14 protein-coding genes are annotated in these 16,760 nt (G+C 72.5%); 8 read left to right on the forward strand and 6 right to left on the reverse strand.

Translation table 11 applies throughout. The annotated features are described in order from the left end of the window. Window positions 1-41: 41 nt before the first annotated feature. The gene (gene mshC, locus CHF16_RS11585; protein WP_089325968.1) at window positions 42-1,271 is read left to right on the forward strand and encodes a cysteine--1-D-myo-inosityl 2-amino-2-deoxy-alpha-D-glucopyranoside ligase; all 1,230 of its coding nucleotides are present in this window, start codon (window positions 42-44) and stop codon (window positions 1,269-1,271) included. A gap of 13 nt (window positions 1,272-1,284) precedes the next feature. Here the strand turns inward: mshC and CHF16_RS11590 are convergent, their stop codons facing one another. The 4 genes from CHF16_RS11590 to CHF16_RS11605 all read right to left on the reverse strand — a co-directional run bounded on the left by CHF16_RS11590 (window position 1,285) and on the right by CHF16_RS11605 (window position 5,133). Beyond that, window positions 1,285-2,832, reverse strand: a complete 1,548-nt coding sequence (locus tag CHF16_RS11590; RefSeq protein WP_143227947.1) for a serine/threonine-protein kinase — start codon at window positions 2,830-2,832, stop codon at window positions 1,285-1,287. A gap of 40 nt (window positions 2,833-2,872) precedes the next feature. Next, entirely contained in the window at window positions 2,873-3,406 is a 534-nt protein-coding gene (locus CHF16_RS11595) for a TrmH family RNA methyltransferase (protein ID WP_089325970.1), read from the reverse strand. Between the two features lie 193 nt (window positions 3,407-3,599). Then, a complete protein-coding gene (locus CHF16_RS11600) occupies window positions 3,600-4,454 on the reverse strand; it encodes a PAC2 family protein (protein WP_089325971.1) in 855 nt (284 codons plus the stop codon). A 220-nt stretch (window positions 4,455-4,674) separates the two neighbouring features. Further along, on the reverse strand, window positions 4,675-5,133 hold the full coding sequence (locus tag CHF16_RS11605; RefSeq protein WP_089325972.1) for a universal stress protein: 459 nt from the start codon (window positions 5,131-5,133) through the stop codon (window positions 4,675-4,677). A 226-nt stretch (window positions 5,134-5,359) separates the two neighbouring features. Here CHF16_RS11605 and CHF16_RS11610 point away from each other — a divergent pair, with 226 nt between their 5' ends. The 7 genes from CHF16_RS11610 (at window position 5,360) to CHF16_RS11640 (ending at window position 13,298) form a co-directional block, all read left to right on the forward strand. After that, a complete protein-coding gene (locus tag CHF16_RS11610; protein WP_245868386.1) occupies window positions 5,360-5,989 on the forward strand; it encodes an HAD family hydrolase in 630 nt (209 codons plus the stop codon). Window positions 5,990-6,188: 199 nt separating this feature from the next. Continuing rightward, on the forward strand, window positions 6,189-6,629 hold the full coding sequence (locus tag CHF16_RS11615) for a hypothetical protein (protein WP_089325974.1): 441 nt from the start codon (window positions 6,189-6,191) through the stop codon (window positions 6,627-6,629). Between the two features lie 516 nt (window positions 6,630-7,145). Next, window positions 7,146-8,138: an ABC transporter permease gene (locus CHF16_RS11620; RefSeq protein WP_089325975.1), complete on the forward strand. Its 993-nt coding sequence runs from the start codon at window positions 7,146-7,148 to the stop codon at window positions 8,136-8,138. A gap of 53 nt (window positions 8,139-8,191) precedes the next feature. Further along, complete coding sequence (locus CHF16_RS11625) at window positions 8,192-9,952, forward strand: ABC transporter substrate-binding protein (RefSeq protein WP_089325976.1); 1,761 nt, start codon at window positions 8,192-8,194, stop codon at window positions 9,950-9,952. Window positions 9,953-10,060: 108 nt separating this feature from the next. Further along, window positions 10,061-11,074: an ABC transporter permease gene (locus CHF16_RS11630; RefSeq protein WP_089325977.1), complete on the forward strand. Its 1,014-nt coding sequence runs from the start codon at window positions 10,061-10,063 to the stop codon at window positions 11,072-11,074. Further along, window positions 11,074-12,141 (forward strand): ABC transporter ATP-binding protein, encoded by a 1,068-nt coding sequence (locus tag CHF16_RS11635; protein ID WP_089325978.1) that lies wholly within the window; start codon window positions 11,074-11,076, stop codon window positions 12,139-12,141. Before CHF16_RS11630 ends, CHF16_RS11635 begins: the two co-directional genes overlap by 1 nt. Before the next feature lie 23 nt (window positions 12,142-12,164). After that, the gene (locus CHF16_RS11640; protein WP_089325979.1) at window positions 12,165-13,298 is read left to right on the forward strand and encodes an ABC transporter ATP-binding protein; all 1,134 of its coding nucleotides are present in this window, start codon (window positions 12,165-12,167) and stop codon (window positions 13,296-13,298) included. Window positions 13,299-13,416: 118 nt separating this feature from the next. Here the strand turns inward: CHF16_RS11640 and CHF16_RS11645 are convergent, their stop codons facing one another. Beyond that, on the reverse strand, window positions 13,417-15,921 hold the full coding sequence (locus CHF16_RS11645) for an ABC transporter permease (RefSeq protein WP_245868375.1): 2,505 nt from the start codon (window positions 15,919-15,921) through the stop codon (window positions 13,417-13,419). Further along, window positions 15,918-16,730, reverse strand: a complete 813-nt coding sequence (locus CHF16_RS11650) for an ABC transporter ATP-binding protein (protein WP_089325981.1) — start codon at window positions 16,728-16,730, stop codon at window positions 15,918-15,920. The genes CHF16_RS11645 and CHF16_RS11650 overlap by 4 nt, the downstream gene beginning before the upstream one ends. Window positions 16,731-16,760 lie beyond the last annotated feature (30 nt).

The following is a 16,760-nucleotide window of genomic DNA, read 5'->3' on the forward strand; positions in this document are numbered from 1 at the left end:
TCGGAGTAAGGGCGCTAGCTGGGCATGGATAAGCTTTCGGTATGCGATCGTGGCCCGCCTCCGAAGTCCCCAGCCTGCCCGCCGCGGGCCTGCCCGCCGCCGACCGTCCGCTGAGCCTCCACGACACCGGCACGGGCGCGGCGCGCCCCACCGTGCCCGGCGACACGGCCCGGATGTACGTGTGCGGCATCACCCCCTACGACGCCACGCACCTCGGCCACGCCAACACCTACCTGGCCTTCGACCTCGTGAACCGCGTGTGGCGCGACCTCGGCCACCGCGTCCACTACGTGCAGAACAGCACCGACGTCGACGACCCGCTCCTGGAACGTGCCCAGCAGACCGGCGAGGACTGGCGCGCCCTCGCCGACCGGGAGATCCAGCTGTTCCGCGAGGACATGACCGCGCTGCGGATCCTGCCGCCCGACCAGTACATCGGCGCGGTCGAGGCGATCCCCCTCGTGGTGGAGATGATCGAGAAGCTGCGGGGCCGCGACGCCGCCTACGAGGTCGACGGCGACGTCTACTTCCCGGTCGCCGCCGACCCGTCCTTCGGCGAGGTCAGCCGGCTGGAGCGCGCCGCCATGGCGGAGCTGTTCGCCGAGCGCGGCGGCGACCCGGACCGCCCCGGCAAGCGCGACCCCCTCGACCCCCTGCTGTGGATGGCGCGCCGCCCCGGCGAGCCCGGCTGGGCGTCGCCGTTCGGCGAGGGCCGCCCCGGCTGGCACGTGGAGTGCTCGGCGATCTCCGTGGAGTACCTCGGCATGGCCTTCGACGTCGAGGGCGGCGGCTCGGACCTGGCGTTCCCGCACCACGAGATGAGCGCCGCGCACGCCCAGGTCGCCACCGGCGAGCGCCCCCACGCCCGCGCCTACGTCCACGCCGGCATGGTCGGCCTGGACGGCGAGAAGATGTCGAAGTCGCGCGGCAACCTCGTGTTCGTGTCGAAGCTGCGGGAGTCCGGCGCCGACCCGATGGCGATCCGGCTGGCGCTGCTGGCCCACCACTACCGGGCCGACTGGGAGTGGACCGGCGCCGCGCTGGAGGAGGCCGCCGCCCGCCTCGGCCGGTGGCGCGCGGCCGCCGCCCGCCCGTCCGGCCCGCCCGCCGCGCCGCTCGCGGCCACCGTGCGCGGCCACCTGGCCGACGACCTGGACGCGCCCGCCGCGCTCGCCGCGATCGACGCCTGGGCCGCCGCCGACGGCACCGACGAGCAGGCCCCGGCCCAGGTCAGGGCGATCACCGACGCCCTGCTCGGCGTCGCCCTGTGATGCCCCGGGCGGCTCACCGCGGCACGTAGCACTCCCAGTCGCCGGGGTCGGCGGCGTCGCCGCGCAGCCGCGCCTCGGCGTCCGGGCGGTACTGCGACGCGCACACCGCCGTCATCGAGATCTTGGTGTCGACGCCGATGTCGCCGCCGCGCGGGACGCAGTACCACTCGTGGACGCGGAACTCGGCGTCGCGCTCGCGGGCGCCGCAGTAGCGGGCGGGGGAGGGGCTGCCGAGGACGACGGGCGCGGGCGGCGGGGCGCTGGACGTCGGCGGCCGCTCGCCGCCCCCGCCCTGGCCCGGCCGCGTGCCCTGCCCCGGACCGGGCCGGGCCGGTGCGGTGGCGGGCGTCGATCCGCCGGGCCGCGGCCGCGTCGGCCCGGACGCCGCCGGGCCGTGCGAGGACCGGCTCGCCGTCGGCGCGGTCGCCGTCACGTGTCCCCGGCCGGTGGAGCCCGCGGCGCCGGGCCCGCCGCCCGGCCGGTCCAGCAGCGCGTACCCGCCGGCTCCGGCGGCGGCCGCGACGACGGCGGCCGCCGCGCCCGCGACCGCCCCGTAGCCCAGCCGCCGCCTCCGCGAGCGCTTCCCGCGCCGCCCGCCGGAACCGCCGCCGTCGGGCTCGGTGGCCGCGGGCGGCAGCGTGTCGCCCCCGTCCCCGCCCTCCGGCGCGGGCATGGCGGGCGGGTCGCCCGCGCCGTCCGCGGCCGCCCGCGCGGCGGCGGCCGCCGCGGCGGTGACGTCGAAGGCGTCGTCGTGGCCGACGAGCCGCAGCAGCAACTGCGCCGCCGTCGGCCGCAGCGCCGGGTCCTTCGCCAGCGCCGCCGCGACCAGCGCCCCGAGCTCGCCGTCCAGGCCGCCGAGGTCGGGCTCGTGGTGCAGGACCCGGTACATGACCGCGGGGATCGAGTCGGACCCGAACGGCGGCCGCCCGGTCGCGGCGAACGTCATCGTCGCGCCCCAGCCGAACACGTCCGCCGCGGCGCCGACGCCCCCGCCCCCGCCGGACACCTGCTCGGGCGCCATGTACGCGGGGGTGCCGACGGCGCGGCTGCTGACCGCGCTGGCCGCGTCCAGCATCCGCGACAGCCCGAAGTCGATCACGCGGGGGCCGTCCGGGCCGAGCAGCACGTTGTGCGGCTTGAGGTCGCGGTGCACGACGCCCGCGCGGTGGATGGCCGTCAGCGCGCTCGCGGTGCTGACGGCGAGCCGGTCCAGCGCCCCGCCGGCCAGCGGCCCGTCCCGTGCCACGGCGCGGTTGAGCGGCTCCCCGGGGACGTACTCGCTGACCAGGTACGGGGTGTCCCCGGCGACCTCGGCGTCCAGGAGCTGGGCGGTGCAGAACCGGGCGACCTGCTTGGCGGCCTCCGCTTCGCGGACGAACCGGGCCCGCGCGGTGGCGTCGTCGTCGAACTGGACCTGCAGGAGCTTGACCGCCACGTGGTCCCCGCCGGGGCCCTCCCCGAGGTACACCGTGCCCTGCGCGCCGGACCCGAGCCGCCCGAGGAGCTCGTAGCGGCCGAGGCGGGTCGGGTCGTGCGGACGCAGCGGCTGGGCCTCCGGCAAAACCTGCGCTCCCTCCGGTCCGGTCGGTGATGGCCGCCCATCACAGCAGGCCCGCCAGCTTATAGAGGACGAGCGAGCCGGCGACGGCCACGTTCAAGCTGCTGCCATGTCCCACCATAGGGATCTCCACGGCCAGGTCGAGCAGGCCGACCGCCTCCGCGGGGATGCCGGTCTGCTCGTGGCCGAGCACGGCGACCGTCCGGACGCGGGCGGCGGGAAGGTCGGCGAGCCGGACCGCCTCGTCCGCCAGCTCGACCCCGACGACCCGGGACCCGGCCTCGCGCTGCCGCTCCAGCCAGCGCGCCGGATCGTTCACCCAGTGGACGCACGCGGGCCGCCGCAGCGTGTTGCCGCGGGCGAGGGCCTCCGGCACCCAGGAGAACCGGGGGACGGCCAGGCACGCGCCGACCGCGTCGCAGGTGCGCAGCAGCGTCCCGAGGTTGGCGCCGTGCAGCGGCCACAGCGGCGCGGCGATGAGATGGTCCCAGCAGGGGTGGGCGCGGCGGCGGCGCTGGCGGCGCAGCTCGCGCGGGGCGCGGACCCGGATCGCCGGGCCGGCGGCGCGGCCGCTCACGGGCGCGGGGCGGGACCGCCCTCCGGGTAGCAGAAGGTCATGACCGGAGAAATCATGATCGGCGCACTTGGCGGCGTGCGCGGGCCATCGCCGACGACGGGTTCGCGATCAAGTCTAACCCGCCGCCCGCCGCCCGCCGCCCGCCGTCGCGCCCGAGTGCCGTTCGCTTCCCGCCGCGGCGTGCCGCCGCCCGCTAGCCGGGACCGCGGCCCGGGTCGCGGCGGCGCAGGTAGCGCTCGAACTCGCGGGCGATCGCGTCGCCGCTCGCCTCCGGCAGCTCGGTGGCGTCCTTCTGCTCCTCCAGCGTCCGGACGTACTCGGCGACCTCGGAGTCCTCCTCGGCGAGCTCGTTGACGCCGTGCTCCCAGGCGCGCGCCTCCTCGGGCAGCTCGCCCAGCGGGACGGTGACGTCCAGCAGGTCCTCGACGCGGCGCAGCAGCGCGAGCGTGGCCTTCGGCGACGGCGGCTGCGCGACGTAGTGGGGGACCGCCGCCCACAGCGACACGGTGTCGAGGTCGGCCTTGGCGCAGGCGTCCTGCAGCACCCCGAGGATGCCGGTCGGCCCCTCGTAGCGGGCCGGCTCCAGGTGCAGGCTGCCGACCAGCCCGGCCTCCGACGCGGCCCCGGTCACCGGGACCGGGCGGGTGTGCGGCGCGTCGGCCAGCAGCGCGCCCAGCAGGACGACGTTGCGGATCCGCAGCTCGAGCATCAGCCCGACCAGCTCGCGGCAGAACGACCGCCACCGCATGTTCGGCTCGATGCCGTGCAGCAGGACGACGTCCTTGCCGTTCGGCAGCCGCGCCCACGACACCCTGGTGGTCGGCCAGGTGATCCCGCGGGTCTCCCCGTCGGTCATCTCCACGATCGGGCGGGTGACCTGGAAGTCGTAGTAGTCGTCGGGATCGAGCTCGGCGATGGGCACCGCTTCCCAGGTCGACTCCAGATGCGCGATCACCCCGCTGGCGGCCTCACCGGCGTCGTTCCACCCCTCAAAGGCGGCCACGAGCACCGGATCGACGAGTTCCGGCACGCTTTCGAGCTCGACCACGCGCTGCCTCCTTCCGACGCCCAGGTACAGCGTCACCGACGGGGGCCGTCATTCCCGGGGTCGGGGGCCCCGCTCATGATCGGTGGCTGTCAGCCTACGTCCTGACAGTGACCTACCCCACCCCCCGAGGGCCAGACCCCCGCCGTGTACGCCCGCGGCGGAACTCCCGGGCGCCGCCCGGGACGGCGGCGCGGGCGCGCGGCGGGGGCCGGCGGAGGGGTCACTTGCCGTCGGTGGTGTGCACGATCAGCACGTCGCAGGGCGCCCGGTGCGACAGGTTCGCCGGGACGGACCCGAGGATCCGCCCGGCCAGGCTGTTCAGCCCCCGGTTCCCGATCACGACCAGCTCGGCGCCGCGCTCCTTGGCGAGCTTGGAGATCACGTCGACGGCGTCGCCCTCCACCGCGACCTGGTCGATGTCGCGCGCCCCGGCCGCGACGGCGCGCTCGCGCGCCGCCCGCAGCGCGTCGTCGGCGGGCGTCGAGCCCTGCACCTTGTACGCCAGGTCCCCGAGCCGGTCGGCGGCGCTGGCGCGCTCCCGCTCGGGCATGGGGCTGTAGGCGGAGGCCAGCAGCAGGGTGGCGCCGGTGGCGGCGGCCAGCTGCGCGGCACGGTCCACCGCGCGGAACGAGGAGTCCGAGCCGTCGGTGCCGACGAGGATGATGCGGTACGCGCTCATGCCGTTCCTTACCCGTTGGTAGTCACTGCAGGCACGGTATCGGGCCGGTGACCCATCCGTCACCGTCTCTTTGCACACCTCGTCCAAGAGCGGCCGCCGGGGCGCCCGGCGGGCACCCGAGATCACGCCGTTATGGTGGGGTTATATGAGAACCCCCGAATCGCATCCCCCGCATCCGGGGGCGGCGCGCGCGAGCGCCGGAGCCCGTGGCGGCCTGCAGGCCGTGATGTTCGACATGGACGGCCTCCTCATCGACTCCGAGCGCGTCTGGCTCGAGGTCGAGACGGAGGTCATGGCGTGGCTCGGCGGCGAGTGGAGCCCCGCCCACCAGGAGCGGCTCGTCGGCGGCTCCATCGCCATCGCCGTCGACTACATGCTGGAGCTCACCGGCGCCTCCGCCGACCCCGAAGAGATCGCCCGGCGGATGCTGGACGGCATGGCCGAGCGCCTCACCGCCTGCGTCCCGATGATGCCGGGCGCCAAGGAGCTGCTCGCCGCGGTCCGCGCGGCGGGCGTCCCGGCGGCCCTGGTGTCCTCCAGCCACCGGCGGCTGATCGAGCCGGTCCTGGACGCGATCGGCCGCGAGCACTTCGCGCTGAGCGTCGCCGGAGACGAGGTCGCCCGCACCAAGCCCGACCCCGAGCCGTACCTGACCGCCGCCGCGCGCCTGGGCGCCGACCCCGCCCGCTGCGTCGTCCTGGAGGACTCCCCGAACGGGGTCGCGGCGGGGGAGGCGGCGGGCTGCGCCGTGGTCGCGGTCCCGGGCGTCCTGCCGATCCCGCCCGCACCGGCTCGCACCGTGGTCGCCTCGCTGCGCGAGGTCGACGTGGACCTCCTGCGCGCCCTGGCGGCCTGACGGCCGTCGCCCGCCTGGTACCCGGCCTGATACTGCGCCCGATACCCGGGTGCTGCCTCCGGGGGAGGTGGTGGGCGGGGGTGTGCTCCGGCCCGAGGAGGAGGCGGGTCCGCCCCGGAACCGTCCGCCGGGAGGAGCGGTTCCGCCGTCCCGCGTGTGACGATGGAAGAGAGGACCACCGTTCGGAAGAGGGGCCGGCATGAGCGACGCAGCCATTTTCGCGATCAGCCTCGGGGTGACGCTGGTCGGTCTGGTGATCAGCTGGGGCGCGTACCGCCGCCGCGGCGCGGGCACCGGCCTGCGCGGCGCGGCGCTGTCCCTGGTGCCGCTGGCGGCGGCGACGACGGGGGTGACGGAGTTCTTCGTCGACCTGGCGTTCAGCCCGGTGAAGTGGGCGGGCGTCGGGGTGGCGGGCCTGGCCGTCCTGCTCTACCTGACCTCGGGCGCGATGCTGAGCCGCCGCGCGGGCGGCGAGGACGCGGGCGGCGCCGGGGCGGGTCGCTCCGCCGGGGACGGCGGGCGCAAGGCCGCCGGGCGCACCAAGTCCAAGGGAGCCGTGGAGGGGCCCGCGCAGGGCGGCGGCGGCGACCCGGAGATGGCGGAGATCGAGCGCATCCTGCGCGACCGCGGCATCTCCTGACCCGGCCGATCTCCCGACCCGCATGATCTCCTGACCCTGCCGGGCCGGCCCCGGCGGCCGGGCGCGCGACGCGCCCGGCGTACCGGCGGGCCGGGGCGCCCGAGCCGCACCTCCGTGCGGCCGGGAGGCGCCCCGGCCCGCCGGTTTCCTGTGTCCCGTGTTGCTCCAGTGGGCTGACCTGCGGAGAATCGGTCTCAGATCGGACTCGGTACGGTAAAGCTTGGCGGTCTAGACCGCTGTCGAGTTGCCTGTCCGGGTGGAGTTGAACGTACTATTCGGGCGATTTGTCCGGAGTGGCGTGCGGACGCGTGTGCCCCAGATGACGACGAGATCACAAGTCAGATACGGGTACTGGCGAAGCCCGCTTCACGGATGGACAGTCGTGCCCGAAGGACTACGTTTCCCTTCAGCAAACGCGGCGTAACGGGCACGGGGGCAGCGGATGATCTCCGCGGCGTCCGGCCGGACGCCGGCGGCATGGCCGAACCAGTGGCCGAACGGTAGGAGGTATGGAGCGTGGCCGCACCCATTGAGGTGACCGGGTCCGACACCGAGGCGCAGCCGGAATCGGTCCTCGTCGGTGTCGACAGCAAGAAGATCCAGGGACGCTCCCTCGGTCAGATCGCCTGGATGAGGCTCAAGCGCGACAAGGTCGCGCTGACCGGCGCCGTCGTGGTCATCCTGCTGATCCTGGTCGCGATCTTCGGCCCGTACTTCGTCCAGAACCCCCTGGCCTACCACCAGAACCTGATCGACCCGACCTACAACCGGCCGAAGACCGGCTTCTGGCACTCGGGCATCAGCGGCGACCACTGGCTCGGCGTCGAGCCCGGCACCGGCCGCGACATGCTGGCGCGCATCGTGCACGGCGCCCGGATCTCGCTGCTGGTCTCCTTCCTCGCCACGTTGCTGTCGGTGCTCATCGGCACGGTCATGGGCATCATCGCCGGCTACTTCGGCGGCTGGGTCGACTACCTCATCAGCCGCGCCATGGACGCCTTCCTGGCCTTCCCACTGCTGCTGTTCGCGATCGCGCTGGTCGGCGTCATGTCCGACGGGGCCTTCGGGCTGACGGGCAACGGACTGCGCGTCTCGGTGCTGATCGTGGTCATCGGGTTCTTCAACTGGCCCTACATCGGCCGCATCATCCGGGGGCAGACCCTGTCGCTGCGCGAGCGCGAGTTCGTGGACGCCGCCCGCAGCATGGGCGCCCGGAACTCGTACGTGCTCTTCAAGGAAATCCTGCCGAACCTGGTCGCGCCGATCCTGGTCTACTCGACCCTGCTGATCCCGACCAACATCCTGTTCGAGGCGGCGCTGTCGTTCCTCGGCGTCGGCGTCATCCCGCCGACCCCGTCGTGGGGCGGAATGCTCACCCTGGCGGTGCCGATCTACTCCTCGGACCCGATGTACATGATCATCCCCGGTATGGCGATCTTCATTACCGTCCTCGCCTTCAACCTGTTCGGTGACGGGCTGCGGGACGCTCTCGACCCTCGGGCCAAGTGACCCGGGTCCAACGGACCCGTCTATCTGAAGGGGTGCGCCTGCACATGAACAAAATGAGACCAATCGCGGTCTTCGCGGCCGGGGTGGTCGCGGCCGCGGGGCTCGCCGCCTGCGGCGGCGGCGACTCGGGCGGCGGCTCGGGCAGCGGCCCGGGCTACAACGCCGGCGTCAACGACGTCGTCAACAAGTCGGACAAGAAGGGCGGCACCCTCAAGCTCGCCGAGTCCGACGACTTCGACTCGCCGGACCCGGGCAACACGTACTACGCCTACTCGCAGAACCTCGCCCGCCTCTACGGGCGCGGCCTGACGACGTTCAAGCCCGCCGCCGGGCAGGAGAGCCTGCAGGTCGTCCCGGACCTCGCCACCGACCTGGGCACGTCCAGCGACGGCGGCAAGACCTGGACGTACAAGCTGCGGACCGGCGTCAAGTACGACGACGGCACCGCGGTCACCTCCAAGGACGTGAAGTACGCGGTCGAGCGCAGCAACTTCTCCAAGGAGCTGCAGCTCGGTCCGAAGTACTTCAAGCAGTACCTCGTGGACAACAAGCCCGCCTACAAGGGCCCCTACGATGACAAGTCCGACGAGGGCCTGAAGTCGATCGAGACCCCCGACGACCAGACGATCGTGTTCCACCTCAAGGAGCCGTTCGCCGAGTTCGACTACCTGGTCGCCATGTCGCAGACGATGCCCGTGCCGAAGGCCAAGGACACCGGCCTGAAGTACGAGAACGCCATCGTCTCGTCCGGCCCGTACAAGGTCGACAACTACACGCGCGGCAAGTCCATGACGCTGTCGCGCAACCCGAACTGGAACCAGAGCACGGACCCGATCCGCAAGGCCCTGCCTGACAAGATCGAGATCCAGCTCAAGCAGAACGCCGACGACATCGACCAGCGCCTGCTCGCGGGCTCGCTGGACATGGACATGGCCGGCGTCGGCGTCCAGTCGGGCACCCAGCCGAAGGTGCTGGCCGACGAGCAGAAGCCGTACGTGGACAACCCCGTCCAGGGCTTCCTGCGGTTCATGTCGCTGAACGTGCACGTCAAGCCGCTGGACAACGTCCACTGCCGGATCGCCGTGCAGTACGCGACCGACAAGGTCGCCGCGCAGACCGCCTACGGAGGCCCGCTGGCCGGCGGTGACGTCGCCACCACGGTGCTGCCCCCCTCGGTCGACGGCTACACCAAGTTCGACCTGTACCCGCAGAAGCAGGCCGCGGGCGGCAACGGCCTCGACGACGCCACGCTGAACAAGGCCAAGGAGGAGCTGAAGGCCTGCGGCCAGCCCAACGGCTTCAGCACCAAGATCTCGGCCCGGTCCGACCGGCCGAAGGAAGTCGCCATGGCCCAGGCGATCCAGCAGAGCCTGGCCAAGGTCGGCATCAAGGTCGACCTGGTGCAGTTCCCGGCCGGTGACTACTTCAACAAGTACGTCGGCGTGCCGAAGTACGTGCACGAGCACGGTGTCGGCATGATGATCATGGCGTGGGCGGCCGACTGGCCGACCGGCTACGGATTCCTCGCCCAGATCACCCACGGTGACGCCATCAAGCCGTCCGGCGGCAACAACCTGGCCGAGCTGGACGACCCCAAGGTCAACGACGGCCTCGACGCGGCCATCGCCAACCAGGACAAGGCCGCCCGCACGAAGGCGTACGGCGAGATCGACAAGCTGATCATGGGGACCGCCACCGAGGTGCCGCTGATCTACGCCAAGGCGCTGATGTACCGGCCCAAGCGCGTCACCAACGCCGGTATCACCTACGCCTACGGCGGCATGTACGACTACCTGAACATGGGCGTGGAGTAACACTCCAACTCGTCCGTGAGTCCATCTGAAGGCAGGTGAAGGCGAAAGCCCCCCGGCCGTGACCGAGCCCACAGGCCCGGTCACGGCCGGCGGGTGGGGCCGCGCAGTGTGTTCCCATACCTCATCAGGCGCCTCATCGGTGCCGTGCTCATGTTGCTGCTGGTCAGCCTGGTGACCTTCGGCATCTTCTTCTGGCTGCCCAAGCTGGCCGGTCAGACCACCGACCAGATCGCGGCCGGGTACGTCGGCAAGGCCCCCACGGCCGAGGCCATCCAGGACACCAAGGAGCGGCTCGGCCTCGACAAGCCGGTCGTGGTGCAGTACGGCGAGTACCTGAAGGCCATCGTCGTCGGCAAGGACTACAAGGCCGGCCCGGTGACCGACCACTGCCCGGCGCCCTGCCTCGGCTACTCCTACCGGAGCAGCCAGCCGGTGCTGGAGACCCTGCTCGACCGGGCGCCCGCGACGGCGTCCCTGGCGTTCGGCGCCGCGGTCGTCTGGCTCATCGGCGGCATCACCACCGGTGTGGTGTCGGCGCTGCGCCGGGGCTCGCTGTGGGACCGGACCGCGATGATCATCGCGTTGAGCGGCGTGTCGCTGCCCATCTACTTCACCGGCCTGGTCTCCCTCGCGCTGTTCTCCTACACCTTCAAGATCTTCCCGGGCGGGGGCAGCTACCTCCCGCTCACCACCAATCCGGTGACGTGGTTCCAGTCGCTGGTGCTGCCATGGGTGACGCTCGCGTTCCTTTACGCGGCGATGTACGCACGGCTCACCAGAGCAGGCATGCTGGAGACGATGAACGAGGACTACATCCGCACCGCCCGCGCCAAGGGCCTGCCGGAGAAGACCGTCGTCACCAAGCACGCCCTGCGCGCCTCGCTGACGCCGATCCTCACGATCTTCGGCCTCGACCTCGGCCTGCTGCTCGGCGGCGCCGTGCTCACCGAGAACACCTTCGGCATCCCCGGGCTGGGCCAGCTCGCGATCACCTCGATCAACGGCGGCGACCTGCCCATGGTGCTCGGCATCACGCTGATCACCGCGACCTCGATCGTGGTGATCAACCTGATCGTCGACATGCTGTACGCCGTCGTCGACCCGAGAGTGAGGCTGAGCTGATGACCGGCACCGCGCCCGCCGCGGACACCGCGGCCACCGGCGAGGCTCCCACCGCGTTCCTCGACGTCCGCGACCTGAAGATCCACTTCCCGACCGACGACGGCCTGGTGAAGTCGGTGGACGGCCTGTCGTTCCAGCTGGAGCGCGGCCGCACCCTCGGCATCGTCGGCGAGTCCGGCTCGGGCAAGAGCGTCACCAGCCTCGGCATCCTCGGCCTGCACAACAAGCGCAACGCCGACGTGTCCGGGGAGATCTGGCTGAACGGCAAGGAGCTCGTCGGCGCCTCGCAGGCCGAGGTGCGCCGCCTCCGCGGCCGCGACATGGCGATGATCTTCCAGGATCCGCTGTCGGCGATGCACCCGTTCTACACCGTCGGCGCGCAGATCATCGAGGCGTACCGGGTCCACAACGACGTGTCGAAGCAGGTCGCGCGCAAGCACGCGATCGACATGCTCGGCCGCGTCGGCATCCCCAAGCCGGACAAGCGGGTCGACGACTACCCGCACCAGTTCTCCGGCGGCATGCGGCAGCGCGCGATGATCGCGATGGCGCTGTCCTGCGACCCGGAGCTGCTGATCGCCGACGAGCCGACGACGGCGCTGGACGTGACCGTCCAGGCGCAGATCCTGGACCTGATCCGCGACCTGCAGCAGGAGTTCAACTCCGCCGTCATCATGATCACCCACGATCTCGGGGTGGTCGCCGAGCTGTCGGACGACATCCTGGTGATGTACGCCGGCCGCGCCGTGGAGTACGCCTCGGTCGACGACGCCTTCCACCGGCCGCTGCACCCCTACACCTGGGGGCTGCTCGGCTCGATGCCGCGCCTGGACCGGGAGCGCAGCGAGCGGCTCATGCCGATCAAGGGGTCGCCGCCGAGCCTGATCAACGTCCCGTCCGGGTGCGCGTTCCATCCGCGCTGCCCCTACAAGGACCTCAACGGCGACAAGAGCACGACCGTGCGGCCCGAACTGGTCGAGGTCGAGCCCGGCCACAAGGCGGCGTGCCATCTCCCGCTGGAGAAGAAGCGCGAGATCTGGAACGACGAGATCCGGCCGAAGCTGTGACGAGCACGGGTGGGAACGAGACTGTGAGCACATCGAAGACACCGGGCGGCGAGACCCCGGCCGCGTCCGCCGAGCCCGCGGCGGCCCGCCCCGCACAGGGCGAGCCGCTGCTGGAGGTGGACAACCTCGGCAAGCACTTCCCCGTCACCGCGGGGCTGCTGCGCCGGCAGGTCGCGGCGGTGAAGGCCGTCGACGGCGTGTCGTTCTCGGTCCGCAAGGGCGAGACCCTCGGGCTGGTGGGGGAGTCCGGCTGCGGCAAGTCCACCACCGGCCGCATGATCATGCGGCTGCTGGACCCCAGCTTCGGGACGATCAGGTTCGAGGGGCAGGACATCACCCGGATGTCGCAGAGCCGGCTCCGGCCGCTCCGCCGCGACCTCCAGATGATCTTCCAGGACCCGTACTCGTCGCTGAACCCGCGCAAGACCGTCGGCGCGATCGTCGGGGCCCCGTTCCGGCTGCAGAACATCGAGGCCAAGCAGGGCGTCAAGAAGGCCGTCCAGGAGATCCTGGAGCTCGTCGGCCTCAACCCCGAGCACTACAACCGGTACCCGCACGAGTTCTCCGGCGGGCAGCGGCAGCGCATCGGGATCGCCCGGACCCTGGCCCTGAAGCCGAAGCTGATCGTCGCGGACGAGCCGGTGTCGGCGCTGGACGTGTCGGTGCAGGCGCAGGTCGTCAACCTGCTGGAGGACCTGCAGGACGAGCTCGACCTCACCTACGTGGTGATCGCGCACGACCTGTCGGTCGTCCGGCACATCTCCGACCGCGTCGCCGTCATGTACCTCGGCAAGATCGTCGAGGTGGCGGACCGCGCGGACCTGTACCAGCGGCCCATGCACCCCTACACCAACGCGCTGCTGTCGGCGGTCCCGATCCCGGACCCGAGCGAGCGCGAGGGCCGGGAGCGGATCCGGCTGCAGGGCGACGTGCCGAGCCCGCTCGACCCGCCGCCCGCGTGCCGGTTCCACACCCGGTGCTGGAAGGCGCAGGACATCTGCAAGCAGGTCGAGCCGCCGCTGGTGGAGCTCAGCCCCGGCCACCAGGCCGCCTGCCACTTCCCGGAGAACACCACGGTCAGCGCGACCGACGCGGTCGCCAAGGCCGCGGTGGCCCCCGGCGGCGCCCCGGCCGAGACCGAGCCCGCCACCGACTGACCCGGGCCGCTCCGGCGCCCGGCGCGCCCGCCGGGCAACCGGCGACAGGCACGACGGAAAGGACCCGCCCCCTCCGCTCGGAGGGGGCGGGTCCTTTCCGTTTCCCGGCCGCCGGCTACTACTCGGTGGAGATGGCCTTGAGGACGTCCATGCGCCCCGCCCGCCACGCGGGCCACAGCGCCGCCAGCACGCCGATCAGCGCCGCGACCACCAGGTACACCCCCAGCGTCGCGTACGGGACGGCGAGGACCTCCAGGCCCTGGTCGATCAGCGCCCGCTGCGCCGCCGCGCCGAACGCCACCCCGATGGCCATGCCGAGCAGCGCCCCGAACACCGCGATCATGATGGACTCCAGCCGGATCATGCGGCGCAGCTGCCGCCGGGAGATCCCGATCGCGCGCAGCAGCCCGATCTCCCGGGTCCGCTCGATCACCGACAGCGCCAGGGTGTTGATCACCCCCACCGCCGCGATGATCACCGACATGACCAGCAGGATGGTCAGGCCCGTCACGAGCCCGTCGATCTGCTTGCGGGCGTTGTCCTTCAGCTCCGCCTGGTCGGAGACCTCCAGGTTCGGGTACGCCTGGACGGCCCGGTCCAGCGCCGCCATCGTCGCCGCGTCCGTGCGCTCCGCGTCCACCACCATGACCGACACCGTGGGCCGCGCGGTGTGCCGCAGGTGCGCCTGCTCGGCCACCACCCGCGGGCCGATCAGGTTGCTCTTGGTGTACACGCCGGTCAGCGTCAGCCGCTCGGTCGCGCCGTCGGCGAACCGCATCGGCACCGCCGTCCCGACCTTCCAGCCGCGGTCCTTCGCGGTGTCCTCGTCCACCATGATCGACGACGGGCCGCCGGACGCCGTGCCCGACACCATCTTCAGCCGCGCGGCCTTCGCCACGCCCGCCAGGTCGCCGGCCATGTAGTACACGTCCTTGCCCTCGATCTGGGCGCGGGCGTCATAGGTCGGCGTGACCGCCACCACCCCGGGCGTCTGCTCGATCTTGCGGCGCGCCTCGGCGTTCACCCCGCCGGGGCCCTGCGACTGCACCAGGTAGTCCGCGCCGAACTGGGCGTCCACCTGCTCGTCGATCGACGCCCGCATCGTCGCGCCGAGCACGTTCACCGTGGTGATCAGCCCGAGGCCGATCATCAGCGCGGCGGCCGTCGCCGCGGTGCGGCGCGGGTTGCGCAGTGCGTTCTGCCGCGCCAGCCGCCCGGGGGAGCCCATCAGCCGCGCGGCCGGGGCGCCGAGCACCCGCAGCACCGGCACGCTGATCACCGGCGCGAGCATCGTGATGCCGACGAACACCGCGAGGGCGCCCACGCCGACCAGCGCGATCGGGGTGCCGCCCCCGCCGGCCAGCCCCACCGCGATCAGGCCCGCCCCGGCCAGGGTCAGCAGCGACCCGAGCGCCACCCGGATCCGCAGCGACCGCTGCGGCAGCGCCACGTCGTCGCGCATCGCCGCGACCGGCGGGATCTTCGCGGCGCGCCGCGCCGGGAAGTACGCCGACACCACCGTCACCACGATCCCCACCGCGTACGACCAGATCACCGGCGTCACGGTGAACGTCAGGCCGCCCTGCCCGGCGTCGCCCATCTGCGACTGCAGCAGCGACGCCAGCCCCGCCCCGGCCGCCAGGCCGAGCGTCGACCCGACCACGCCGACCGCGACGGCCTCGCCGATCACCGCCCGCGTCACCTGCCCGCGCGCCGCGCCGACCGCGCGCAGCAGCGCCAGCTCACGGGTCCGCTGCGCGACGAGCATCGAGAACGTGTTGAAGATGATGAACGCCCCGACGAAGATCGAGATCAGCGCGAACACCAGCAGGAACGTCCGGAAGAACCCCATCATCTGCGCGACGTCGCTCTTGGACTCCTCGCGCAGCTGCTCGCCGGTGACGGCCTCCAGGTTCTGCGGCAGCACCTTCGCGACCCGGTCCCGCAGCTCCGCCTGCGACGGCCCGGACGACCCCATCTGGACGTCGGAGAAGTATCCGGGCTTCAGCATCAGCTTCTGCGCCGTCGGCGTGTCGAACGCCGTGACGGTCGCGCCCATCAGGTTCCCGGTGTCGATCAGCCCGACGACCTTCATCCGAGCGGGCGGGCCCGCGGTGAGGACCCGCGTGGTGTCCCCGACGGCGAGCTTGCCCTTCTTCGCGGTCGCCGCGTCGATGATCACCTCGTGCGGCCCGCGCGGCGCGCGGCCCGCCGACAGGTCGTAGGTCCCGTCGCCGCCCGTCCAGTTCACGCCGAGCTGCGGCGGCCCGTTCTGCGGCGTCCCGACGATCTTGCCGTCCTTGCCGACGACCGCCGCGTACCCGTTGACGTTGCCCTGGGGGTCCTTGACGCCCTCGACGCCCTCCAGCGCCTTCAGCACGCTCGCCGGGACCGGCTGCGCCGCGACGCCGTCGGTGTCGCCGCCGACGACCTTCTTGGCCCGCACGTCCACGGCCACGTTCGTGCCGATCCGGCTGAACAGGTCGTCGAACTGCTTGTTCATGCTGTCGGTGAAGATCAGCGTGCCGGCGACGAACGCCACGCCGAGGATCACCGCGACCGCCGTCAGCACCAATCTGATCTTGTGCGCCGCGAGGTTGCGCAGCGTGACCCTGCCCATCATCGCGCCGAGACCTCCGCGCCCGCCGCCGGCGCCGCGCCGTCGAAGCCCTTCATCCGCTCCAGGACGCGCTCCGCCGTCGGCTCGGCCATCGTGTCGACGATCTGCCCGTCCGACAGGAACAGCACCTGGTCGGCGTACGCCGCCGCCGACGGGTCGTGCGTGACCATCACGATCGTCTGGCCCATGCGCCGCACCGAGTCGCGCAGGAAGCCGAGCACCTCCGCGCCCGACCGCGAGTCGAGGTTGCCCGTCGGCTCGTCCGCGAAGATGATCTCCGGGCGGGACGCCAGCGCGCGGGCGCACGCCACCCGCTGCTGCTGCCCGCCCGACAGCTCCGACGGGCGGTGCTTCAGCCGCGGCCGCAGCCCCACCGTGTCGATGACCAGGTCCAGCCACTCGCGGTCGGCCTTGCGGCCCGCGATGTCCATCGGCAGCGTGATGTTCTCCAGCGCCGTCAGCGTCGGCACGAGGTTGAACGCCTGGAAGATGAAACCGACCTTGTCGCGGCGCAGCCGCGTCAGCTGCTTGTCCTTCAGCGCGGTCAGCTCGGTGCCGCCGATGAAGACCTGCCCGGAGTCGACCGAGTCCAGCCCCGCCATGCAGTGCATCAGCGTGGACTTGCCCGACCCCGACGGGCCCATGATCGCGGTGAAGCGGCCGCGGGGGATGCCGACCGTGACCCCGTCGAGCGCGACGACCTGGGCGTCGCCGCGCCCGTACACCTTCGCGATCTGCTGGGTCCGTGCGGCGAAGTCGCCCGCCCCGGGCGCGGAACCCGCGCCGGCGGTCGAAGGGGCGGTGTTCGTCACTGGAGACTCCCGTGTGTAGTGGACTGAACG

The organism is Actinomadura meyerae (genome assembly GCF_900188445.1).
In the GTDB taxonomy this organism is placed as follows: domain Bacteria; phylum Actinomycetota; class Actinomycetes; order Streptosporangiales; family Streptosporangiaceae; genus Spirillospora; species Spirillospora meyerae.

Bases quoted from the DNA above. Each gene is read 5' to 3' on its own strand.
- CHF16_RS11625 (WP_089325976.1), top strand. From the start codon at position 8,192: ATGAGACCAATCGCGGTCTTCGCGGCCGGGGTGGTCGCGGCCGCGGGG.
- CHF16_RS11645 (WP_245868375.1), bottom strand. From the start codon at position 15,921: ATGATGGGCAGGGTCACGCTGCGCAACCTCGCGGCGCACAAGATCAGA.
- CHF16_RS11610 (WP_245868386.1), top strand. From the start codon at position 5,360: ATGTTCGACATGGACGGCCTCCTCATCGACTCCGAGCGCGTCTGGCTC.
- mshC (WP_089325968.1), top strand. From the start codon at position 42: ATGCGATCGTGGCCCGCCTCCGAAGTCCCCAGCCTGCCCGCCGCGGGC.
- CHF16_RS11605 (WP_089325972.1), bottom strand. From the start codon at position 5,133: ATGAGCGCGTACCGCATCATCCTCGTCGGCACCGACGGCTCGGACTCC.
- CHF16_RS11615 (WP_089325974.1), top strand. From the start codon at position 6,189: ATGAGCGACGCAGCCATTTTCGCGATCAGCCTCGGGGTGACGCTGGTC.
- CHF16_RS11635 (WP_089325978.1), top strand. From the start codon at position 11,074: ATGACCGGCACCGCGCCCGCCGCGGACACCGCGGCCACCGGCGAGGCT.